The following is a 22478-nucleotide window of genomic DNA, read 5'->3' as shown; positions in this document are numbered from 1 at the left end:
AAGGGATAAACTGTAGTACAATACAAGTAGATTATGTAAATAATATATTCATTTATAGATATATGGTAAAAGGAGGTTGATTAATATGGAACAGTCTAAAATCCGTATGCTTGCTGAAGCTGGCGTAGCAATTGCCATTGCTCAAGTGTTGTCATTTATTACGATTTTCCATATGCCACAGGGGGGCTCTATTAAGGCGGCAGCACTGGTACCACTCATGATTTACGCATATCGTTGGGGCGGAACACGAGGTATCTTCGCAGGTGTTGTATATGGTATATTACACTTTATTTTAGGCTTTAAATCATCTGTTCATTATTTAAGTATTATATTAGACTACCTGGTTGCTTACGGTGCTATTGGCGTTTGTGGTTATTTTAAAGATTCTCTTTCTGGTCTTATTACTGGATCCATCGTAGGTATTGTATTGCGTTGGGGAGCATCTGTTACGAGCGGTGCTGTAGTCTTTGCTAGCTATGCTCCACAAGGGCAGAATCCTTGGGTTTATTCCATGATTTATAATGCATCCTATATGGTGCCAGATGGCCTTTTAAATATTGCAGTTTTACTATTCATCTACCAAGGTGTCAAACGAGGTTTACAACGTCGTGGATAAATTAGGTTTAATTATTTTGGCTGGAGGACTCAGTACTAGAATGGGGCAACCTAAAGCTTTGTTGCCTTGGATTAATGGTGAAAGTCTTATATCTCATGCACTTCGTAAGGGATTAGATGCAGATGTTCAAGATATTCTTATCTCTATCGGTGATGACGAGCAATTAGGACTTGCTATCCAGACTCATATTATAGATACGTTATCGAACGATGAGAAAAATAAGGCTTCTATTGTTCGGGATTCTGTTGGGCGATGCGGACCTTTAGGGGGGCTGTATAGTACTCTAGCTGTTGGTACTAGTTCTGCTTATGCGGTAATGGCAGTAGATATGCCATTCATGGAAATGGATTTGTATTATGATTGGCTCTATCAAGTAGATCATAATGATTGGAATGCCATTGTCCCATATAGTAAAAGTGGTAAGTCTGAGCCGATGGCGGGTATTTATAGGCCATATATTGCGTCCTTAATTCAATCTATTCTTGTTGGCGAAAATGTGTCGTTGCATCATGCCCTCGATGTTATTGGTCATGTAGAATCTATTGATGCTACTGATTTTAGTTGGGAGCTAAGCAATATTAATCGATTTGAAGACTATCAATGGGCGCGAGCTTTAGCGGAAAATGAATTCCGCCGTGTACCTTTAATTAGTGTGGTCGCATCGAAACGTAAAACAGGTAAGACTACTGTTGTAACGCGCCTTGTGTGTGAGTTACAAAATATCGGTTTATCCGTTGGTGTAGTAAAAAGCGATAAGCATGGCTTTCAGATGGATCATGAAGGAACAGATACAGACCTTGCCTATAAAGCTGGAGCTGATGCGGTTGCAATTGCAGGACCTACTGAAACAGCGATTCGTATACGTACGAAAGAACAATCCAACTTGTATGAAATATCACAGTTTATGCCTGTAGATATAGTTATACTAGAAACGAGATCCCAAGGGATTGCCCCAATTATAGAGGTTACTCAAGAGGGATATACGGAAGAGCTGATCTCGGACCCAATGGACCGAGTGGCGACGATAGAAATTGGCAAATTGGATCAAGACGTACCTGAATTGGTACGCCACATACAGGAAATGATGAGGAGTTTAAATGGCCGTCGTTACTGTTGAGAAGGCTCTCCAATTATGGGATGAGGCCTTACAAACTCAAGTTCATAAAGTTGAAACGATTGCAGTTAAGGCTGCGAAGGGATACGTATTAGCAGAGGATATTATTGCGCCAACGGATGTACCTGCTTTTTCAAAATCTGCAATGGATGGGTATGCTATTGCCTATGAAGAAGGTCGTAATGAATATATCGTTGACGGCATCATTGGAGCCGGTGTTGTATGGGAACAGCCTGTAAAGCCTGGCCATGCAGTACGGATTATGACTGGTGCACCAGTACCAGATACATGTGATACCGTTATCATGCAGGAACAAGTAGTAGGTACAGGTGAACCGCATACATCGATTACAATTCAAGGTAAATATCGTTGTGGTGATCATATTATTCCACAAGGTGAAGAATGTAATGCCGGTACTATTGTGATTCCGCACGGTATAGAGGTAACATCTACAGTACAAACCATTTTGACGGGACTTGGCATTATTGAGATCTCTGTTAATGCCATGCCTCGTGTATTAGTTCTTACTTCTGGTCATGAGGTTATTGAACCTGGTGAAAGCTTAACGCCTGGTAAAATTTACAATTCCAATCGAGCTATGATTTGTGGACTATTAGAGGACTTAGGTTTTCACAAGATAACACATTATCATGTAAGTGATGCTCCAGAGGCGTTAGACTCTGAAATCAATCATGTTTTAAAACTTAGTGAAGAAGCAGATGTTATAATCAGTTCTGGTGGTGTATCGGTAGGTCTTTTTGATACGATGCCTCTTATTTATGAAAAATTGGGGTCAGAATCTATCTATGCCCGTATTCAAATGCGACCGGGTGCAGCATCCTATGGTGCGGTTACCCCGAAAGGTCAGATTATCTTTGGTTTGTCCGGTAATCCAGGGGCTGCCTTTAATGGATGGCATTTAATCGTAGCGCCTACCTTGAAGCGTTATAAAGGGCTAGCTAATTGGACGACTCCAGTGGTGGCTTGTGTAATGGATACAGAAATCTTCAAACGTAATGTTTTTGATCGCTATGTACAAGGAAAAGTGGTGTTCGGCGGTGGTGTGCCACGCTTTGTGGCTAACCGTCATTTTAATAGTAGTAGCATGTTAGGGCTATATACTGTGAATGCGTTGGCATGTATTCCACGAGGAACTCATGAAGTACATCCTGGTGATACATTTAATGTGTATCTATTAGGCTTGCTGCCTGCAGTTTAGACCCTTTTGATTTTTAGATTCTTACTCTAAGGCGTTAGGTTTTTTAGACTTATAGAGTTTTAGAGTTATAGAGTTATAGATACAAATATGCTAGTTAAAACTATAATATTTATAGCTAACCATAATGTAAAAAGACGAGGTTTCTTAGGAGGCCTCGTCTTTGCGTTTATTCAAAACATTTCGTTTATCAAAAAATAATTTTAATTTTGTTACCAAAGATACTGAAATTAAATCTCAATTAAATTATAATAAAATTAAGGGAAAGATACTTTTTTAGTTAATCAATTGGTTTTGATAAAATTGTTTTAATCTACTTTTTATTTACTTTTACTATTATATAGCTATATAAGGAGTGATTTCTATGAATAAGACTTTCACAAAAAATATCCCGGTAAACGAAATTTTACATCTAGGCGAACACCTAGAGTATAAAGAGGGGCAAGTGATTAGTATTACAATTGCTCAAAATGAGCGACTCAGCATTACACTATTTGCGCTGCCTAAGGGCGAAGAAATCTCTACGCATGTAACAGTAGGCGATGCGATTGTACAAATCCTTGATGGAGAAGCGCACATCGTTGTTGGTGATACGGAGCATAATGTGAAGGCTGGTGAAACCTTGATTATGCCATCGGAAGTACCTCATAGCCTAGATGCAAGAGAAAGCTTTAAGATGCTGTTGACCGTAGTTAAATAAATATATCATAATAAATGCATCCCTTAGATCAATAAGGGGTGCATTTTATATGTATTCTTTACAAGCCAGAGCTACACCTAAAGCGCATAACGATGAAATTGTGAAATCTTTGGTATCTAATATTAATGAATTAGAACAAAGTGGATTATTTGAAAGTATTCAAGTATATAAACGGAATTTAGTACAAGTGTATAATTCCAAACAATGTACCGAACCAGTTGGCACTATTGTAGAGAACGTGTTATTTGGTACTTGGACACAGGATGAAACTGATTTGTTAAATGTAGGTAAAGCACAAGAACTGGCGTTAAGAGCGAAATTACATTAGGGAGCAAAAGTGTAATGGACTATTTTGACTATTCATATAAACATAAATATATAGAGTTTAGCAGTAACATATATAGGGTTGGTACATATCATTACAACTGGCATGCAGAAACAGAAATTTTTATCTTGTTAAAAGGTAGTGTTGAGATGAGTTGTAATGGTGAGATTTTTACGTTGAAACCTCTTGATGTCGTGATTATCTCTCCTCAAGTAGGGCATGCAACATTAGCCCTCGAAGAGGATGCTATAGCCTTTGTTATTCATGTAGGTAACGAGTTCTATCAACAGTATGATCCGGATTTTGGATCGTACCAATTTGTTTTGCGTTCAGAAGATAGTACGCGTCATAACGAATTCTTTACAACCTTACGCCATCATGCTGCTATGACGATGTTGTTGATGACTAAAGGTGAAAGTCCAGTACATCGAATGTGGATAGAACACCATTACTTAGCTTTGGCCGGTGATGTATTTAGAGAATTTGATCCTATAAAAAAGGTTCATGAAAATGCTAGACCTGGCGATATAAAACCGGCATCTTTTGATAAAATGATTGCCTATATTGATGAGCATTATGAGCAGAAAATAGAGTTAGAAGATATTGCTAAAATTGGAGGCTATAATATTGCCTATACATCGCAGTTTTTTAAACGGCAAATGGGGATTTCATTTGTTGAGTATGTATTGAGGTTAAGAATCCGTGACGCTACTGTTCGCTTAGCTAGTACGGATGAGGCGGTCGCAAGAATTGCAAGCGATTGTGGATTTGCAGATGTGAAGGCCTTTAATGTGGCTTTTAAAAAACACTTTAATATGACCCCCACAGAATATCGTAAGCAAGTCAAAAGCATTGGGCGTAAAACCGTCTTACAAGATTGGAAAGAAATTATTTCTGTAGATAATCAAGATGTTCTTGATGTATTGCATTCATTCTTGTCGTATGAAGATGATTCCCGTGCTAAGAGCGAATTGGAATTTATGAGCAAAAAATTGGAATCTTTGAAAGAAAAGTTAGCCGATGTAGTAAAGGATTTATAATTGGGTTTTATGATAACTATATTTTTATTGTGACTATATTCTTGTGATAAGAGTTTGGTAAGCAAATTATTTTGATGAATTTATGACACATATAGAAAGATTAGAATTGGGTAAATTTCTATATCAAGAAAACCTATAAAGTTATTAAAAAAAGCACTACTGTTGATAAGTAGTGCTTTTTATATATATTTTCCGGGTGAATTTATATATTGTTATAGTCCCAAAATACAATAAATCGAGAGAAATCTATCTTTTTTCGTTGATTTTACTATAAAAATTACCTTTTAATTTGGATAGTTATATTCACTAAACTGAGTAGAATATATCTCATCAGGAGTAAAAAAATTAGTAAGTTATAATTTTGGAGGATATATGAATCAAGTAAAATTTATGGAAAACGTAGGTAAAGTTGCAACTGTTACTGCTGTAGCTATGTATGTATCTTACTTTCCACAAATCATGCATAACCTAGCTCATCCAGGTACTGGCGATTGGATTCAACCACTTGTAGCTGCAATCAACTGTACATTATGGGTAGCGTATGGTTTGTTTAAAGAACATAGAGATATTCCAGTAGCATTAGCCAATGCACCAGGTATCTTCTTTGGTTTAGCAGCAGCTATTACAGCGGTTATGTAATTTTAAGAATAGATATATAATGCTATAGAAACATAAAACTATAATTTATTGACATATAAAATAAGATTACTGTTGACCGATGTTAATTATATATATCATAATGAATGCATCCCTTTGATTAATAAGGGGTGCATTTTTTATGTAAATAATTGAGAGGTATTTGTTTGATTTTATGAGGGGTGTTACGTTGTTATGGATTACTTTCACTATACCTATAAACACAATCATATAGATTTCAATAGTGATATATATAAGGTTAGTACATATCATTACAACTGGCACAGTGGCGTTGAAGTCTTGATCTTGTTAAAGGGCAGAATCGACATGAGTTGTAATAGTGAGGTTTTTACAATGGAACCTCTTGATACCATTATTATTTCCCCTCAAGTAGGTCATGCTACGTTGGCCTTAGAGGAGGATACAACAGCTCTTGTTATTCATGTGGGAAAGGAGTTTTTCCAATACTTTGATCCTAACTTCGGTATGTACCAATTTGTATTACGTTCAGATAAAACTAACCGAGATAATGAATTCTTTACGTCCCTACGTCATCGTGCTGCGCAAATGATGTTATTAATGGTAAATAGTGAAAGTTCTGATCGTCAATTATGCTTGGAGAGCCACTATTTAGCCATGACGAGTGATATATATCGTGAAATTGATGCGGTTAAGACTATCCCTGTACATACAAAGCCTGTCGATATAACAGTAGCCACCTTCGATAAAATGATTGCTTATATAGATGAGAATTATCAGCAAAAAATTGAATTAGAAAATCTTGCAAAGATAGGTGGCTATAATGTGAACTATACATCACAATTTTTTAAACGCCAATTAGGTGTCTCCTTCCTTGAATATGTATTACGATTAAGATTGAGGGAGGCTACAGTTCGTTTAGTTAATTCTAATGATGCAGTTGCACATATTGCAAGTAGCTGTGGTTTTGCGGATATTAAAGCTTTTAATGTAGCTTTTAAAAAACATTTCCATACCACGCCATCTGAATATCGTAAGCAAGCAAACGAAATAGGACGTAAAACAAAATTACATGATTGGAAGGAAATTATATCAACACAAGAACAGGATATTATAGAGATACTACAATCTTGTTTACCATATCAAGATGATTCTACTAATAAGATTAGATTAGAAGTGGCTAATCAAAAGTTAAATGACGTTAGAGAACAACTTGAGATGGTTGTAAAAAAATTACAAGATTAACTGGTATTGTTATATACCATTGTAACTGATTATAGTTGCATATTTTTGAGATTAAATTTGAGCGGATATACAATCATTAGGTTTAGGTGATTTTGTATATTTGTTAATCCTATTAAAATATATGGTGAAAGAGCACTACGATCCGATGGTAGTGCTCTTTTTTTGTACAATCATATAGGTGAAATTGTATTTTTTTAATGGGTTAAAAGAGAATAATTAAGGAAATTTTGTATGTGTTTAACAGACTTTTACCATTGAAAATGAACTTGTAAATTGGATAGTTATATCCTAAAAAAAGAGTACAATGAAATCATCGAAAGGAGCTAAGGTTTCGAAACATAAATAATCACGTCTTAAATAATGAAGTCCATTTGGAGGTTTACGATGAGTACGAAGGAACAACAAGTACAAGAAATGACAAATAAGATAGCTAATTTCATTTCTTATATGGCAAAGGTATTGCCTGATGATGTACAAGAAAAAATTCATGAATTGGCACAGGATGAAAAAAATCCTATGGCCAAATCTATTTATGAAACAATGCAACACAATATGGATTTAGCAGCTCAGCTTAATCGTCCTTCTTGTCAAGATACTGGTGTATTACAATTTTGGGTAAAGGTTGGATCTAATTATCCCTTACTAGGAGAATTAGAAGATATTCTAAGAGAAGCAACTTATAAGGCTACACAAGAGGCTCCATTACGATTGAACTGTGTAGAAACTTTTGATGAGTTTAATACTGGTAAAAATATTGGCCTCACTGCACCTTATATTCACTGGGATATCATTCCTGGTCGCGATGATGTAGAAATCTTCCCTTATATGGCTGGTGGCGGTTGTTCCTTGCCAGGATCCGGTAAAACATTGATGCCAGGCGAAGGCTATGAAGGTGTTGCTAAGTTTGTTCTTGATTTGATGACAAGCTATGGCTTGAATGCGTGTCCTCCACTATTGGTAGGTGTAGGGATTGCTACAACTATTGATACCGCTGCGGGATTATCTAAAAAGGCATTAATGCGTCCTGTATCTTCAAAAGCACCTAATGAAAAAGCGGCTTACATGGAACAATTATTAGAGGATGGCATAAATAAAATTGGTATTGGACCTCAAGGTATGGGTGGGGATAAAACTGTATTAGGTGTGAATATTGAACATGGTACACGTCATCCATCTGTTATTTCTTGTGCTGTTAGTGTAGGTTGTTGGAATCATCGCCGCGGCGATCTCGTCTTTGACAAGGATGGTAATTGCACAGTTAAATCTCATAAAGGAGTGACATTATAATGGCTAAGAAAATATTAACTACACCAATTCAAAAATCTGATTTAGAAGGCATTAAGCCAGGTGATGTGATTTATTTGACTGGGCATATTACAACTAGTCGTGATATGGGCCATCGTCGTGTGGTAGAAGAAGGTAAAACGCTACCAGTTGATGTTAAAGATGGGGCTATACTTCATGCAGGACCAATTATTCGCACTATAAGCGATAATGAATTTGAAGTTGTATCTGTAGGTCCTACTACATCTATGCGTATGGAAAAATTCGAATATGAATTTGTTAAAAAGACGGGGGTACGTCTCATTGTAGGTAAAGGCGGTATGGGTCCTGAAACAGCACGTGCCTGCAAAGATTTTGGTGCACTACACTGTGTATTCCCTGCAGGCAATGCCGTACTTGCAGCTACAGAAGTCGAAAAAGTAGAATCTGCTAATTGGCGTGAATTAGGTATGTGTGAGACTTTGTGGACTTTTAAGGTTAAAGAATTTGGTCCGCTCATCGTATCTATTGATGCAGACGGTAATAACTACTTTGAAAATAAAAAAGTAGAATACAATGCGAAGAAAGAAGAAGTGTTAGAAGAGATTTATAAACACGTAAGCTTCATTAAATAATCTCATTGTGAGCTTAACTTAATAGGGGGATTATACGGATTTTGTACAATCCTCCTTTTTTGTACCCTTTTTTAGGTATATTACACGTATTGGGAGGTATATATGGATACGAGTGTAATGATAACTCTTGGCTTCTTGGTATTTGCCATCGTCATGTTTGCGTGGGAGAAAATCCCTTTGTCTATTACCGCTATGGTTGTAGCAGTAGGCCTACACTTAAGTGGGGTATTATCCGCTAAAGAAGCGTTCGCAGGTTTTGTGGATCCAAACGTCTTACTATTTATGGGCATGTTTGTAATTGGTGAAGCTTTCTTTGCAACAGGTGTCGCTGTAGGTGTAGGTAATGTAGTTCATAAGTTTGCTAAAACTGAAACATCCTTGCTCGTTGCAGTTATGATGATTACAGGTGTTTTATCTGGCTTCTTATCTAATACTGGTACAGCTGCTGTACTGATTCCTGTAATTATCGGTATTTGTAAAAAGAGTGGTTTTAAACAAACTAAGTTATTGATGCCTCTCGTATTTGCGGCAGCCATGGGTGGTAATATCTCACTTATCGGTGCTCCTGGTAACATGATTGCTCAAGCAGGATTACAACAAGCAGGCTTAGGTTCTTTTAATTTCTTTGATTATGGTTTAGTAGGCTTACCAATCCTTATCGTAGGTACTATATTCTATGCTACAATTGGTAAACGTTTCTTACCAGATGCTCCAAGCCACCAACCAGATGGTGCTTTTGAAGGTAATGATGATTATAGTCATGTGCCATCTTGGAAGAAATGGACTGCTGCGATTATATTGATTCTGACAGTCGTTGCTATGATTTTTGAAAAACAATTAGGTGTAAAACTTTATGTAAGTGCTTGGATAGGTGCGCTTGTTTTAGTAGCTACTAATGTTATTAGCGAAACGGCAGCTGTTAAATCTATCGACATGAAAACAATTATGCTATTTGCTGGTTCTATGGCTCTCGGTGATGCAATGGTAAAAACTGGTACTGGTAGTGTAATTGCTGACATTATTGTTAATAGTCTTGGAGCAAGCCCATCTCCAATCGTTGTGTTAGTAGTAATCTTTGTGCTTGGTGTGTTTATGACAAACTTTATGTCTAATACAGCTACTTGTGCTTTACTAGTTCCAATCGGTCTTAGCCTAGCTTCTCAACTTGGCTTCGATCCTAAAGCAGTTCTTGCAGCTATCGTAATTGCAAGCTCCTTGGCATATGCAACACCAATTGGTATGCCTGCCAACACTATGGTATACAACATAGCTGGCTATAGCTTCATGGATTATGTGAAAGCTGGTTTACCACTTATCGTTGTATCTAGTATCGTAGCACTTATTTTACTTCCAATCCTATTCCCATTCTAATAAGATAAGTATTTGGTATATATTGAAAGCCCTGATGTATATTTACGTCAGGGCCTTTTCTTGCTTACCTGCATATATTGTGCTTGTTTTGTTATATATTAGATAGATTACTAAATTTGTTAGACATAAGTATTAGACATTAGAGAAACTTTCACATATAATAGAGTAATGTAAGTGTACAAATATACATTCACAGTAGACATATATTACAAAACGTATACGTCTATCTAATAGTTGTTATATAGGTTTATGTGGCCATGGTGCCGAGGAGGCTTTATGTTAAGCGATATTGAGATTGCCCAACAGAATAGAATGGAAAAGATTCAGGTTATTGCCAATAAATGTGGGTTAACACCTGATGACATTGAACAATATGGTCATTATAAAGCTAAAATTTCTTTTGATGCTATTCGTCGTTTAGAATCTAAACCAGATGGCAAATTGGTGCTAGTCACAGCGATTACGCCAACACCAGCAGGGGAAGGTAAGTCTACAACGAGCATTGGTCTCGTACAAGGCTTACAAAAAATCGGTAAAAATGCAATTGCTACATTACGTGAGCCATCCTTAGGACCTGTTTTTGGGATTAAAGGTGGTGCAGCAGGTGGCGGTTATGCTCAAGTTGTACCTATGGATGACATCAATCTTCATTTTACAGGTGATATGCATGCTATTACAGCGGCTAACAATTTATTATCCGCTATGATCGATAACCATATCCATCAAGGAAATGAATTGCAAATCGATTTGCGTCAATTATCATGGACTCGTGTTCTAGATATGAATGACCGTGCTCTTCGCAATGTGACAGTTGCACTCGGTGGTAAAGTATGTGGGTTCCCTAGAGAAGATCACTTCATGATTACTGTAGCTTCTGAAATCATGGCTATTCTTTGCTTAGCTAAGGACTTAGAAGATTTGAAAGCACGGTTTGGTCGCATCGTTATCGGTTGTAACTTAGCAGGTGATCCTATTTATGTTCATCAACTTGGATGCCAAGGTGCGATGGCACTTCTTATGAAAGATGCTATTAAACCAAATCTTGTACAAACATTAGAACATACACCGGCTATCGTTCACGGCGGTCCATTTGCAAATATTGCTCATGGTTGTAACTCCATTGTAGCTACAAAACTAGGACTTAAACTTGGTGATATCGTAGTTACTGAAGCCGGCTTTGGCGCTGACTTGGGTGCTGAAAAGTTCCTTGATATTAAATGCCGATACGGCGATATTTTCCCTGATGCAATCGTCATCGTAGCTACATTACGAGCTCTTAAAATGCATGGTGGTGTACCAAAACAAGAGTTGAATACAGAAAATGTTGAAGCCGTGACTAAAGGTTTCAGCAACTTACAAAAAGCAATTGAAAACATGCGTCATTTCAATGTGCCTGTATTAGTGGCAATCAATAAATTTGCTAGCGATACAGATGCAGAAATTGCTGAGTTGACTCGCCTATGTGATGAGTTTGGCGTGCCTGTAGAGCTTAATGAATGTTGGGAAAAGGGTGGCGAAGGCGGCACTGATATGGCGAAAAAAGTTGTAGAGTTACTTGAAGGCCCTAAGCCAACACCTAAATTCGTATATGAGTTAGAAGATAGTTTAGAGGACAAAGTTAATAAAATCGTTAAAACTATTTATGGTGGCGATGGTGTTATCTTTACGGACAAAGCGAAAAAGCAAATTAAACAATTAGCAGATTGGGGCCTTGATCGTTTGCCTGTATGTATGGCGAAAACGCAATACTCCTTATCCGATAATCCAGCACTCTTAGGAGCTCCAACAGGCTTTACAATTACTGTATCCGATATTCGTGTTGCTAATGGGGCAGGCTTTATCGTGTGTCGTACAGGTGACGTAATGGTCATGCCGGGCCTTCCTAAACGTCCTGCTGCTCTTAATATGGATATCGAAGCAGACGGCACAATTAAAGGCTTGTTCTAATAGAAAGTGTTTTTACATGAGGCTATGTTATGAAATTAGTAGAACAACGAGTAATAGATTTTGTGGCTGCTACTGCATCTAAAGAGCCAACGCCAGGTGGTGGTGCTATTGCGGCATTGACTGCCGCGACGGGAGCGGCTTTAGCAGAAATGGTGGCAAACCTTACATTTGGTAAAAAAGGCTATGAAGCGGTTCAGACTGAAATGGAAGTGCTTCAAGCTAAAGCAGAAGAGATTCGCAATCGTATGCTCGAATTATCTCAAGCTGATGCAGATGTATTTAATATCTTTATGAACGCCTTAGGATTGCCAAAGAATACAGATGAAGAAAAGGCTGCGCGTACAGCTGCTATTCAACAAGCATACAAAGATGCTGCTATGGTACCTTTTGAAATTGGAGAATTAGCGAATCAAATATTTGATTTAGCAGAATTAGCCTCTCGTAAGGGTAATCAAAACCTTATTACAGATGGTATTATTGCGGCTATTAATGCGCGTGCTGCGGTGAAATCGGCTTTTTTGAATGTGCGTATTAATTTATCTGGTATTAAAGATGAAAGTTTTGTAGAAGAACTAACATCTAAGATGTATGCCATTGAAAAAGATCTTGATGTTAAAGAGTCGTCTATCATAGGGTTATATAAATGATAAAACATTATAATATAAATCGAATAATATAACCGATCGAATTATAAAAGTTCGGGAAATAATAAAAAGAGATCCTGTTAGTATATATAAGTATAATAGGTTCTCTTTTTTCTATTGTTAAAATCCGAACGATAGTGTAAAATAAATGGGTAATATTTCGAGGTTTTATGTAGGAGACATTATGACAGAGCAGAACCCAATAAATACAGTCGATAGTATGTTGCCCATACCACAGCTCTTTGCCTTTGGTTTACAGCATGTACTTGCCATGTATGCTGGAGCTGTTGCGGTACCGATTATTGTGGCACAGGCGATGAATTTACCGGTAGAGGATTTGATTCGCCTTATTACAGCCGACTTGTTTACCTGTGGCATTGCGACCTTAATCCAAACATTAGGCTTTGGTAATATAGGTGGGCGTATCCCTATGATTCAAGGTGTTACCTTTGCATCTGTCGGACCTATGACTATGATTGGGGCACAGCATGGTATGACTGCCATTTACGGTGCCATTATTGTAGCAGGTCTATTTACTTTTATAGTAGCTCCATTCTTTAGCCGTCTAATTCGACTGTTTCCCCCTGTTGTAACGGGAACAATAATTACTCTTATTGGGATTAATTTGATGCCAGTTGCCATTAATTGGATGGGGGGCGGTGTAGGAAATCCAGAATTTGGAAGTTATACGAACATAGGACTTGGATTTCTTACGTTCTTAATTGTTGTCTTTGTATACAAGTTTGCTAAAGGTTTCTTAAGTAATCTTTCTGTATTAATAGGCTTGATCGTAGGCACAGCAATTGCCTTTGCAATGGGTGTTGCTAATTTTGATGAAGTTGGTCGATCTCAATGGGTTGCTTTCATTGAACCATTCTATTTTGGTTTGCCAACCTTTGACTGGGCTTCTGTATTATCTATGATTATCGTCATGCTCGTTGTCATGGTAGAGACGACAGGTGATAGTATTGCTATTGGTGAAATTGTGGATAAGCCAATAGGTCGAAAAGAATTGGCTTCTGTTATTCGTGCCGATGGTATTTCTACTTTAATAGGGGGAATTCTTAATAGTTTCCCATATACAGCCTTTGCTCAAAATGTAGGACTTATTGCGGTTACAGGTGTTAAAAGTCGCTTTGTAGTAGCTGCATCTGGAGTAATCTTAATTTTGTTAGGTTTATTCCCTAAATTAGCCGCTATTGTTGCTAGTATACCAAATGCAGTACTCGGTGGTGCTGGCATTGCTATGTTTGGCATGATTGTTGCCAGTGGTATCCGCTCTCTTGGCAAGGTTAGTTTTGATGGTAATCATAACTTGATGCTTGTGGCGATTAGTATTGGAGTGGCTATGATCCCTATTGCGGCGCCGAACTTTTATGCTAATTTCCCTGATTGGGCACAAATTATATTAAAATCTGGCATTACCTTTGGTAGTATTACGGCAATCTTGCTTAACTTATTACTCAATGGTGTTAATCATGGCGATGAAATTCAAGAAATGGGCCGTCGCTAAATAATACATACGAGAACTCTATTCCTATAGAATAGAGTTCTTTTTAGTGATTAAATTCACAGGGAAAATGTATGAATACTATGCTATAATATATAGATAATTGTAGAACTATTTTGTGATACTTTCATAAAATAGGAATACAGTCTGGATTTACAATTAAGTGTTTATAAAAAGTTATGTATATGGAATGTTCCCATAAGAAGGGAAGGGGCACGTGGCAGACGGAAAGATTATTGCTATCTCCATTAGTGAGAAAAAAGGGCAAAAAAAACATAATATTGAATCCGCCAATCTCATTGTAGATCATGGGATGGAGGGAGATGCTCATGCAGGAAATTGGCATCGTCAAATCAGCTTACTTGGTATCGCTAGTATTGAACATATGCGGGCGCAAGGTGCAGATGTTAAACCTGGTGATTTCGCTGAAAACATTACAGTAGAAGGTATGGTTCTTTATGAATTAGCTGTAGGGACTCACTTACAAGTAGGGGCTGATGTGATTCTTGAAATTACTCAAATTGGCAAGGAATGCCATCATGGTTGCGAAATCATGAAACAAGTTGGTTCTTGCATTATGCCTACACAAGGTATCTTTGGTAAGGTTCTTAAAAACGGTACGATTCGCGTAGGTGATGAAGTATCTATTATTAAATAATTTTGAGTTGGTAAACGAGGTGTATTATGAAAGACGCATGGGGCCGTACTATTGAATATGTACGTCTGTCGCTGACAGATGCGTGTAATTTTTGTTGTCCCTACTGCCGACCTGCAGAAATTACTCCTCAAAGTCAAACGCAACTATTGTCTGTTGATGAATGGATGACCATTTTAGGAGCTTTCCATCATATTGGTGTGAAGGCAGTACGCCTCACAGGTGGTGAGCCTTTGCTCTATCCACATATTGAAGAACTACTAGGTCGCATCAAAGAATCAGGTTGGTTTGAAGATATCTCTATGACTACCAATGGCAGTCTATTAGCTTCACGAGCGCAACGGTTAAAAAAATTTGGCTTGAATCGTGTGAATATTAGTTTGGACTCTCTTGAAACTGAAGCTTTTGCTGCTTGTGTTGGTAAAGCGGGACAGTTGGAGTCTGTTCTCGACGGTATACGTAGTGCTATTAATGCTAACTTTAAATCCGTTAAGATTAATACGGTTTTATCTCGTTATTGGTCCGATGATGAAGTTAAATCTTTATTACAATATGTTGAAAAATGGCCTGTTGTTTGGCGGTTTATTGAATACATGCCGTTCCAAGGTGATGCCTTTCATGGGCCTACCTTTGATGAATGGAAGGAACAATTAGAACGCGTTAGTGGCGGATCTCTCACAGAGGTTCATTCTGTTTATGGCTTTGGTCCAGCTACATATTTGGCACTACCTAGTGGTAAGGCTGTAGGCTTTATTTTTTCTATGTCTCATAGTTATTGTGATACATGCAATCGTGTGCGCCTTACATCTGATGGTCAAATGCGATTGTGCTTGTTGCGAGATGATGAGGCTGATCTTGTATCGCTCGTGCGCAATGGTGCCTCAGAAGAGGCTTTAGCCACGCATATCGAACGTGCTTTGCAACGAAAACAAGAACGACATGATGGTATAGGCATGGAGCAACCAGAACGACCAATGTGGCGAATCGGAGGGTAGTATGGGATTTTTTGATTTTTTAAAGCCTAGATCAAAGGAAAATATTGAATCATGCTGGCCTGGAGGCAAGATGCTTCAAGTCCATATAGAATACGATACACAAGAGTCTGTTTTTACCTATTTTGGTCGTTATGGGTTACAGTTTAGCGTTCCTAAGTCTAATTTAACGAATATTATTGTTAAAGAAGTAAGCCGCACTCATAGTGTGCTTCAACTATATAGTGGTGAAAACTGCGTAGGGACTAGTGATTTACTCCCTACTGAGGCCTGTAATATTATGAAGGATTGGGTATTACAATATTAATAATATGAATGTTGATATTTTATAGGAGTGTAATAAATTTTCTTTACATTCCTATAAAATAAGCATATAATTATTCATGTCATGGACCACTAGCTCAGCTGGCAGAGCACCTGACTCTTAATCAGGGTGTCCAGGGTTCGAACCCCTGGTGGTCCACCAGAGTAAAGAACTCACATTTTGTGTGAGTTCTTTTTTTGTGTAAATATTTTTCTTTTAGCTTTTTGCATATCTTTTTAGCCTTTATATAGTTATTTACATGGTTAAAATACGTTGTGGTTTAATCCTATTTTTCTCAAACAAGTAGTCATTGATTCAATTAAGTTTATAAACTTTAACATTAATGGAATATAGTATTGATACAATATAATATATTTTATAGACAGTAAAACTATAATAGCTTATGATGGTTTTATAATAGTTTTTCTCATTAGGAGGTACCAAATGGCAGTAGATGTTTCTAGAACACAAGATGTGTATAAAGATGCTGGCCAAAGTGTCAACTTCACCACTTTGTTATTAAACCGTAAAGATCATGAGGCAGAGCTTGAAGTGATTCAAGATATGGCAGATCGTATTCAAGCCATTAAACGTTCTGTTAGTATTCGCGCTAATGGGGAAGGTTTGGGCATTGCCTTTGGCTTTAGCCGTAAGGCATGGGATTATTTGTTCCCTAATGCACCGGTACCAAAAGAGTTAGAAGACTTCCAAGGCATAAAAGGTGATAAACAAGATGTACCAGCTGTAGCAGCTGACTTATTTTTGCATGTCCGCTCTAATGATGAATCTGTTACGTATACTGTAGTAGATCAAATTATGGAGTTCTTACGCCCTATTACATCTGTTGTAGATGAAACCCATGGCTTCCACTACGAACAAGGTCGTGCGATTATTGATTTCGTTGATGGTACGGAAAACCCTGTTGGCCAAGAGGCTGTAGAGTGGGGCGTTATTGGAGATGAAGATCCTGAATTTACTAATGGCTCTTATGCATTTGCACAGAAATATGAACATGATCTTGATGCATGGCGTGCACTTCCTACAGAAATGCAAGAAAAATTCATTGGTCGTCGCAAATTTAGTGATATCGAATTGGAGGATGATGAAAAAGATCCGGCAGCTCACAATGTAGTGGCTCAAGATAATCGTGATGATGAAGAACACAAAATCGTTCGTATGAATGTTCCATTTGCCCAACCAGGACATGGCGTACGTGGTACATATTTCATCGGTTATGCTCGTTACTGGGATGTAACTAAAACAATGCTTACCAATATGTTTACGCAAAACGATAAATTGCTTGATTACTCCAAACCTATTACTGGCATGTTATTCTTCATCCCATCTCTTGATACATTGGATGCTATTGCGGAAGGTGAACTATAACCGAATTCTGATTAATATTGGAAAGCTGTATATTCACTTAATTAGTTAGTAATATTTGGTTTTATCTATTAGATTAAAAATTTATTATATAATTCTATAGAAAGCGCCCCAAGTGGGCGCTTTTATGCTATAATAAATCTATTAAACTCGTAAAAATCCATTGTAGTCATGAATGAGGTATTCCATGAATTATACTAGCACCCGAGGTACCGTTGCGGTAAATGAAACATATGCATTGTTGCACGGCTTAGCAGAGGATGGTGGCCTATATGTACCATCTTTATTTCCTACAAACTGCTTAACTTACAATGATGTGAAAGATAAAAACTACCAAGAAGTAGCAGCCGTTGTTTTAGCAAAGTTGTTTCCATGCTTTTCCGAAGCTCATTTAAATGAAATGATTAATTCTGCTTATTGCGATGCTAACTTCAGCACCCGTGATATTGCACCATTACACTCTTTATTGGAAAAGGTTTCCGTATTGGAATTATTCCATGGCCGCACACAAGCTTTCAAAGATATGGCCTTGTCCTTATTCCCATATTTGTTAGTGGCAGCTAAAGAGGCGGAAGGTGAGAAAAAAGAGGTTCTTATCTTAACGGCTACCTCTGGTGATACTGGTAAAGCAGCTCTTGAGGGCTTCAAGGATGTACCGGGAACTCATATTCAAGTATTCTACCCGACTGATGGCGTTAGTCCTATGCAAGCGGAACAAATGCAAAAACAAGAAGGGGAGAATGTTAATGTTACGGCTATTCATGGCAATTTTGACGATGCTCAACAATTCTTGAAACGCCTCTTTGTTGATAAAGCGACTGCTGAAGAGGTTGCTGAAAAAGGGATTATGTTCTCCAGTGCGAACTCTATCAATATTGGTCGTTTAGCTCCACAAGTAGTTTACTATGTAAATGCCTATGCTGAACTGGTTGCACAAGGTGCAATCCATGAAGATGAAGCTTTCAACGTTGTAGTTCCAACAGGTAACTTCGGTAATATCTTGGCTGCTTACTATGCTAAAAAAATGGGGATTCCTATCGGCAAATTGATTTGTGCATCTAATCAAAATAACGTACTTACTGACTTCTTTGAAAACGGTACCTACGATATGAACCGCCCATTCTATACGACGATTTCTCCATCTATGGATATTCTTGAATCCTCTAACTTTGAACGATTCTTATATTATATTTCTGGTGAAGATAGCGAACGTACAGTAGGATGGATGAAAGATCTTAAAACAACAGGCAAATTAACTGTTAATGAAGAAGAGTTCAAACGTGTTAAGACTGATTTTGCTGGTGCCTACGTTGATGATGAAGAAACAAAAGCAATCATTGAACAAGTATATAATTCTTACGGTTATGTAATGGATCCTCATACGGCAGTTGCTATGGGGGCGTATATGAAGGAGTTGGAGAAGCATCCTGAAGATGGCGCTCGTCATACAGTGATTGCATCTACAGCACATCCATTTAAATTTCCTACACCAATCTGTGAGGCATTGGATATCAAGGTGGGCGAGACTCCTTATGAAAGCTTAGATAATATCTCTGCTGTAACGGGTGTTGCCTTCCCTAAACAATTGGAAGCCTTACAATCCAAACCATTGCGCTTTACAAAAGCAATCGACAAAGAGAATATGAAACAAGAAATCTTAGATTTTGTAGATACATTCTCTAAATAATACAATGCCGCCTTTCCTTAGAAGGGCGGCATATCTATATGTTTTTTATTGAGTAATCATTTTTTATTGATTAACCAATTAAATTCATTTTCTCATTAAATTAACATTCATCATATGATATGGAATTTTGTTAGTATGTATTGATGTATTCATTATTTATAGAAATATGGGTTTATAATTATATAGAGAAATATAATTATAGGAGGGGCTATGGCTAAAAAGGGCCTTATATATGCATTGTTATCCGCACTTTTATTTAGTACGATGAATGTATTTGTAAAACTGTTAGGGACAAATATTCCACCTGGGGAGATCGCTTTTGCCCGTGGGTTCTTTGGGACTGTTGCGGTGCTCATTATTATGTATGTGAAGGGCATCCGTTTTTCAAAAGAGGATCGGGGGCTCCTCGTCATGCGTGGCTTATACGGCGGTTTTGGTATGGTATGTAATTTCATAGCATTGGTACACATAAAATTATCTGATGCAACAATTCTATTTCAGACGACAGGAATATTTGTTTTTATCTTTAGTGCTCTGTTTCTGAAGGAATCGATACCTAAAGGGGCTGGCAAATGGCTTGGAGTCATTTTGATTGCTGTCTTAGTAATGGTAAATCCTTTTAGTTATGAATCATTTTCTTGGTATGCATTGGTAGCAATTTTAGGTGCTGCTTTAGCTGCGGCGGCCTATACGACGATACGAACTATTAGTAAACGCGGAAAACATAGTAATTTTGAAATCATGGCCTATTTCATGATTACTGGCATGATTGCGGGCCTCGTCACTACTGATAAGCTCGTTATGCCTCAAGGTACAGATTGGCTCATTATCTTCGCTATCGGTGGTATTAGTGTAGTGGCTCAGTTTTTCTTGACTGGCGCCTTTGTTACGACCAATGCTGTAGTGGCTCAATTCTTGCAATACGTTGGCGTATTTATTAGTTCCTTCTATGGGTTCTTGATCTTTGGTGAAAGCTTATCTATAGCAACAGTGGGCGCTGGTATTGCCATGTTTATATCCTCTGTCATGTTGGCGCGTCTTAAAGAACAGAGTGGTCCATTAAGAGAGGGCAAGGTTATAGAGGATAAAATTAAATAAATGTCGAATATATACAGTATCAGACTGTATATGACAGTGGGGGTGCTGATTACATTCGTGATTGGCACCTTTTTACATAAAAGATAAAATACAGGGGTATTAGTTAGTGATTTATTGTAATGAAATATACTAGAGCTTTTTCATTTTGAAAGTAGCTACAGACGGAGGAGCTATGTATATAAAATGGATGCATATTGAAAACTATAGGAACTTAGCCGATGTAACGCTAAGCTTTCACAATGATATTAATTACTTTGTCGGTGAAAATGCGGTAGGTAAGTCTAATTTTTTAGATCTCTTAGAAATTATCATGGAGTGCCATGGTTTTATTGAAAGTGATTTTACGGATGTAAATAAGCCTATTCGCATTGATTTTGAAATATCTCTAGGTGAGTTAAATTATAAAAGCATGTATACTGCTGATGAGGGACCTACCTACCGTTTACGACTTGAACAAGTTGTACAAGAGGTATATCCACGATTATACAGAGTCACTGATGCAGGGATTGAGCCTATGCCGTTGTCTATGATTCGTCATGCTTTATATGTGTGTCATCGCGATACCTCAGAGCAGGAACTGTTTTCTATACCGTCCTCTATATATGTAGAATTAGGACAGCTATTACAAGCTTATGTGTCTCGATTAGAAATGCCTACTGATGATTTTCAGCGTGAAATTGTTAGTTTACGTAAGGATTTAGATCCTTACTGTATGCTCAATATTCAACATCTTGTAGAGGTATTGTCTACATCCTCCGCTATGGAACGTAAGTATTCTGCTGATAATGTACGATTGATTATGGCTGTGGCTCTCAAGATTTTGGCTCAAATTTATATGAAAGTGAGTAGTGCAACTACAAATTTAGAATCTTTACTTGTATATGATGCAAAGGGATACAAGTTTTTACCAATCTTTATAAGTGTGGATGAGCCTGAGCTACATTTAAGTCCGTATTTGCAACGGGCTGTGCTCAATTATTACCGTCAAATTGCAACTAATGAAAATGAAGAGTTTTTAGCATTGCTGCGAGATATTTTTAAAATAGATGGATTGTTAGGACAGCTCTTTGTGGTTACTCACAGTACGGATGCGCTAGTTGACGATTATCGTCATATTATTCGGCTTTATCGGGATGAAAATAATATGGTCTGTGCAGCGTGTGGAGTTACTTTCAATTTTCCTAAAGAGGTAGAGAAACACTTGATTATGCATTTTCCTGAGGCAAAAGAGGCTCTATACGCTCGGTGTATTATCATCGTAGAAGGGGAGACTGAGTACGGTAGCTTTACAGGCTTTGGTAAAAAATTAGGCGTGGACTTTGACTATTTTGGAATCTGTCTTATCAACGCTCGGGGCGAGTCCTCTATCAGTAAATTGCAAAAATTGTTTAATAGATTCTCTATTCCTACAGTAGCTCTCTATGATCGCGATGTAGAGGGAAAATATGCAAAAGCACATAGCAATATATTCTATACGGAGGAAATTTGTTTTGAAATGGATTTTGTATCGTATCTACTTGCGATGCACAAGCGTTCCATAATGGATGCCATCATCAAGGACATTATTGATGACGCTCGTCCAATGGTAACAAAGGATATGGCGCGGCGTGGTTATGCTAAATTAGGTATTACTAAAAGCCAAATTGTACAACGATGTTTACCAAATATTTCGGATCGTAAGTTGGATGATTTACATATCTATTACTTCTCTTGGTTTTATGCTAATAAAGGAGTAATTGTAGGGCGACGTATTAGTCAATTTTTAGATGCTTCCATGATACCACCTGCATTTATTGCAGTAATAGAGCGTGCTAAACTTCTTTCGCTAGGCTTAGGTTAATGGAGTAATACATTACTACTTCTAATTAATAGAGTCTGACCAAAGTTTTGTTAGACTCTATTTTTTCGAAGGTAACATAGCGTTTTAGAGTGTAGGCATAGGAAATATGGTGTAAAAAATACGCATAATAAGCGATTTATTACTATAATAGATAGAATTATAAAAAACTATATTAACTAAATTTTAAAAACTACATCGAAATTTCTTGACATCTTTTTATCTTTATTTTATGATTAGTACTGTTATTAATGCATTCTCAATTAAACGTATCTAGGAGT

The 22478-nt window shown here is 37.4% G+C and carries 21 protein-coding genes and 1 tRNA gene; all 22 read left to right on the top strand.

Going from position 1 to position 22478, the window contains the following annotated elements:
* The first annotated feature begins 85 nt into the window (after positions 1-85).
* The 22 genes from thiT to HMPREF0874_RS03405 all read left to right on the top strand — a co-directional run bounded on the left by thiT (position 86) and on the right by HMPREF0874_RS03405 (position 22200).
* Positions 86-616 carry an energy-coupled thiamine transporter ThiT gene (thiT, locus tag HMPREF0874_RS03510; protein ID WP_039965064.1) on the top strand — a complete coding sequence of 177 codons (531 nt, stop codon included), beginning with the start codon at positions 86-88 and terminating at the stop codon, positions 614-616.
* On the top strand, positions 609-1733 hold the full coding sequence (locus HMPREF0874_RS03505; RefSeq protein ID WP_008601504.1) for a molybdopterin-guanine dinucleotide biosynthesis protein MobB: 1125 nt from the start codon (positions 609-611) through the stop codon (positions 1731-1733). Before thiT ends, HMPREF0874_RS03505 begins: the two co-directional genes overlap by 8 nt.
* On the top strand, positions 1714-2949 hold the full coding sequence (locus tag HMPREF0874_RS03500; protein ID WP_008601503.1) for a molybdopterin molybdotransferase MoeA: 1236 nt from the start codon (positions 1714-1716) through the stop codon (positions 2947-2949). Before HMPREF0874_RS03505 ends, HMPREF0874_RS03500 begins: the two co-directional genes overlap by 20 nt.
* Before the next feature lie 361 nt (positions 2950-3310).
* Complete coding sequence (locus HMPREF0874_RS03495; protein WP_008601501.1) at positions 3311-3646, top strand: cupin domain-containing protein; 336 nt, start codon at positions 3311-3313, stop codon at positions 3644-3646.
* Between the two features lie 49 nt (positions 3647-3695).
* Positions 3696-3974, top strand: coding sequence for a zeta toxin family protein (locus tag HMPREF0874_RS03490; RefSeq protein WP_008601499.1), 279 nt, complete (start codon positions 3696-3698; stop codon positions 3972-3974).
* Between the two features lie 14 nt (positions 3975-3988).
* Entirely contained in the window at positions 3989-5011 is a 1023-nt protein-coding gene (locus tag HMPREF0874_RS03485; RefSeq protein WP_008601497.1) for an AraC family transcriptional regulator, read from the top strand.
* Between the two features lie 372 nt (positions 5012-5383).
* Positions 5384-5650, top strand: coding sequence for a SemiSWEET family transporter (locus HMPREF0874_RS03480; protein WP_004698672.1), 267 nt, complete (start codon positions 5384-5386; stop codon positions 5648-5650).
* Positions 5651-5842: 192 nt separating this feature from the next.
* A complete protein-coding gene (locus HMPREF0874_RS03475; RefSeq protein WP_008601495.1) occupies positions 5843-6871 on the top strand; it encodes an AraC family transcriptional regulator in 1029 nt (342 codons plus the stop codon).
* A gap of 384 nt (positions 6872-7255) precedes the next feature.
* Positions 7256-8158 (top strand): L(+)-tartrate dehydratase subunit alpha, encoded by a 903-nt coding sequence (gene ttdA, locus HMPREF0874_RS03470; protein WP_021148394.1) that lies wholly within the window; start codon positions 7256-7258, stop codon positions 8156-8158.
* A complete protein-coding gene (gene ttdB, locus HMPREF0874_RS03465) occupies positions 8158-8769 on the top strand; it encodes a L(+)-tartrate dehydratase subunit beta (RefSeq protein ID WP_008601490.1) in 612 nt (203 codons plus the stop codon). Before ttdA ends, ttdB begins: the two co-directional genes overlap by 1 nt.
* A gap of 102 nt (positions 8770-8871) precedes the next feature.
* Positions 8872-10140 (top strand): SLC13 family permease, encoded by a 1269-nt coding sequence (locus tag HMPREF0874_RS03460; protein ID WP_008601488.1) that lies wholly within the window; start codon positions 8872-8874, stop codon positions 10138-10140.
* 276 nt (positions 10141-10416) lie between these two features.
* The gene (locus HMPREF0874_RS03455) at positions 10417-12087 is read left to right on the top strand and encodes a formate--tetrahydrofolate ligase (protein ID WP_008601486.1); all 1671 of its coding nucleotides are present in this window, start codon (positions 10417-10419) and stop codon (positions 12085-12087) included.
* A gap of 29 nt (positions 12088-12116) precedes the next feature.
* Entirely contained in the window at positions 12117-12734 is a 618-nt protein-coding gene (locus HMPREF0874_RS03450; RefSeq protein ID WP_008601483.1) for a cyclodeaminase/cyclohydrolase family protein, read from the top strand.
* A gap of 181 nt (positions 12735-12915) precedes the next feature.
* Positions 12916-14244 (top strand): nucleobase:cation symporter-2 family protein, encoded by a 1329-nt coding sequence (locus HMPREF0874_RS03445; RefSeq protein ID WP_039965062.1) that lies wholly within the window; start codon positions 12916-12918, stop codon positions 14242-14244.
* Positions 14245-14458: 214 nt separating this feature from the next.
* Positions 14459-14899, top strand: coding sequence for an MOSC domain-containing protein (locus HMPREF0874_RS03440; protein ID WP_008601479.1), 441 nt, complete (start codon positions 14459-14461; stop codon positions 14897-14899).
* A gap of 26 nt (positions 14900-14925) precedes the next feature.
* A complete protein-coding gene (gene moaA, locus HMPREF0874_RS03435; RefSeq protein WP_008601478.1) occupies positions 14926-15891 on the top strand; it encodes a GTP 3',8-cyclase MoaA in 966 nt (321 codons plus the stop codon).
* Between the two features lies 1 nt (position 15892).
* Complete coding sequence (locus tag HMPREF0874_RS03430) at positions 15893-16195, top strand: hypothetical protein (RefSeq protein WP_008601476.1); 303 nt, start codon at positions 15893-15895, stop codon at positions 16193-16195.
* A gap of 83 nt (positions 16196-16278) precedes the next feature.
* Positions 16279-16354: transfer RNA gene (locus HMPREF0874_RS03425), tRNA-Lys, on the top strand.
* A gap of 282 nt (positions 16355-16636) precedes the next feature.
* Positions 16637-17578, top strand: coding sequence for a Dyp-type peroxidase (locus tag HMPREF0874_RS03420; RefSeq protein WP_008601474.1), 942 nt, complete (start codon positions 16637-16639; stop codon positions 17576-17578).
* A gap of 184 nt (positions 17579-17762) precedes the next feature.
* Positions 17763-19262 (top strand): threonine synthase, encoded by a 1500-nt coding sequence (gene thrC / locus HMPREF0874_RS03415; protein ID WP_008601471.1) that lies wholly within the window; start codon positions 17763-17765, stop codon positions 19260-19262.
* 210 nt (positions 19263-19472) lie between these two features.
* Positions 19473-20360, top strand: a complete 888-nt coding sequence (locus HMPREF0874_RS03410) for a DMT family transporter (protein WP_008601469.1) — start codon at positions 19473-19475, stop codon at positions 20358-20360.
* 172 nt (positions 20361-20532) lie between these two features.
* A complete protein-coding gene (locus HMPREF0874_RS03405) occupies positions 20533-22200 on the top strand; it encodes an ATP-dependent endonuclease (RefSeq protein ID WP_039965060.1) in 1668 nt (555 codons plus the stop codon).
* Positions 22201-22478: the final 278 nt, after the last annotated feature.

Origin of the sequence: Veillonella sp. 6_1_27 (genome assembly GCF_000163735.1) — a bacterium.
GTDB classification, from domain to species: domain Bacteria; phylum Bacillota; class Negativicutes; order Veillonellales; family Veillonellaceae; genus Veillonella; species Veillonella parvula_A.
The sequence above is the reverse complement of the archived record's forward strand: the minus strand, read 5'-3'. Positions and strand labels throughout refer to the sequence as shown.

Excerpts from the sequence above, each read along its gene's own strand:
- thiT (WP_039965064.1), top strand. The coding sequence starts at position 86 with ATGGAACAGTCTAAAATCCGTATGCTTGCTGAAGCTGGCGTAGCAATT.
- HMPREF0874_RS03500 (WP_008601503.1), top strand. The coding sequence starts at position 1,714 with ATGGCCGTCGTTACTGTTGAGAAGGCTCTCCAATTATGGGATGAGGCC.
- HMPREF0874_RS03495 (WP_008601501.1), top strand. The coding sequence starts at position 3,311 with ATGAATAAGACTTTCACAAAAAATATCCCGGTAAACGAAATTTTACAT.
- HMPREF0874_RS03490 (WP_008601499.1), top strand. The coding sequence starts at position 3,696 with ATGTATTCTTTACAAGCCAGAGCTACACCTAAAGCGCATAACGATGAA.
- HMPREF0874_RS03485 (WP_008601497.1), top strand. The coding sequence starts at position 3,989 with ATGGACTATTTTGACTATTCATATAAACATAAATATATAGAGTTTAGC.
- HMPREF0874_RS03480 (WP_004698672.1), top strand. The coding sequence starts at position 5,384 with ATGAATCAAGTAAAATTTATGGAAAACGTAGGTAAAGTTGCAACTGTT.
- HMPREF0874_RS03475 (WP_008601495.1), top strand. The coding sequence starts at position 5,843 with ATGGATTACTTTCACTATACCTATAAACACAATCATATAGATTTCAAT.
- ttdA (WP_021148394.1), top strand. The coding sequence starts at position 7,256 with ATGAGTACGAAGGAACAACAAGTACAAGAAATGACAAATAAGATAGCT.
- ttdB (WP_008601490.1), top strand. The coding sequence starts at position 8,158 with ATGGCTAAGAAAATATTAACTACACCAATTCAAAAATCTGATTTAGAA.
- HMPREF0874_RS03460 (WP_008601488.1), top strand. The coding sequence starts at position 8,872 with ATGGATACGAGTGTAATGATAACTCTTGGCTTCTTGGTATTTGCCATC.
- HMPREF0874_RS03455 (WP_008601486.1), top strand. The coding sequence starts at position 10,417 with ATGTTAAGCGATATTGAGATTGCCCAACAGAATAGAATGGAAAAGATT.
- HMPREF0874_RS03450 (WP_008601483.1), top strand. The coding sequence starts at position 12,117 with ATGAAATTAGTAGAACAACGAGTAATAGATTTTGTGGCTGCTACTGCA.
- HMPREF0874_RS03445 (WP_039965062.1), top strand. The coding sequence starts at position 12,916 with ATGACAGAGCAGAACCCAATAAATACAGTCGATAGTATGTTGCCCATA.
- moaA (WP_008601478.1), top strand. The coding sequence starts at position 14,926 with ATGAAAGACGCATGGGGCCGTACTATTGAATATGTACGTCTGTCGCTG.
- HMPREF0874_RS03430 (WP_008601476.1), top strand. The coding sequence starts at position 15,893 with ATGGGATTTTTTGATTTTTTAAAGCCTAGATCAAAGGAAAATATTGAA.
- HMPREF0874_RS03420 (WP_008601474.1), top strand. The coding sequence starts at position 16,637 with ATGGCAGTAGATGTTTCTAGAACACAAGATGTGTATAAAGATGCTGGC.
- thrC (WP_008601471.1), top strand. The coding sequence starts at position 17,763 with ATGAATTATACTAGCACCCGAGGTACCGTTGCGGTAAATGAAACATAT.
- HMPREF0874_RS03410 (WP_008601469.1), top strand. The coding sequence starts at position 19,473 with ATGGCTAAAAAGGGCCTTATATATGCATTGTTATCCGCACTTTTATTT.
- HMPREF0874_RS03405 (WP_039965060.1), top strand. The coding sequence starts at position 20,533 with ATGTATATAAAATGGATGCATATTGAAAACTATAGGAACTTAGCCGAT.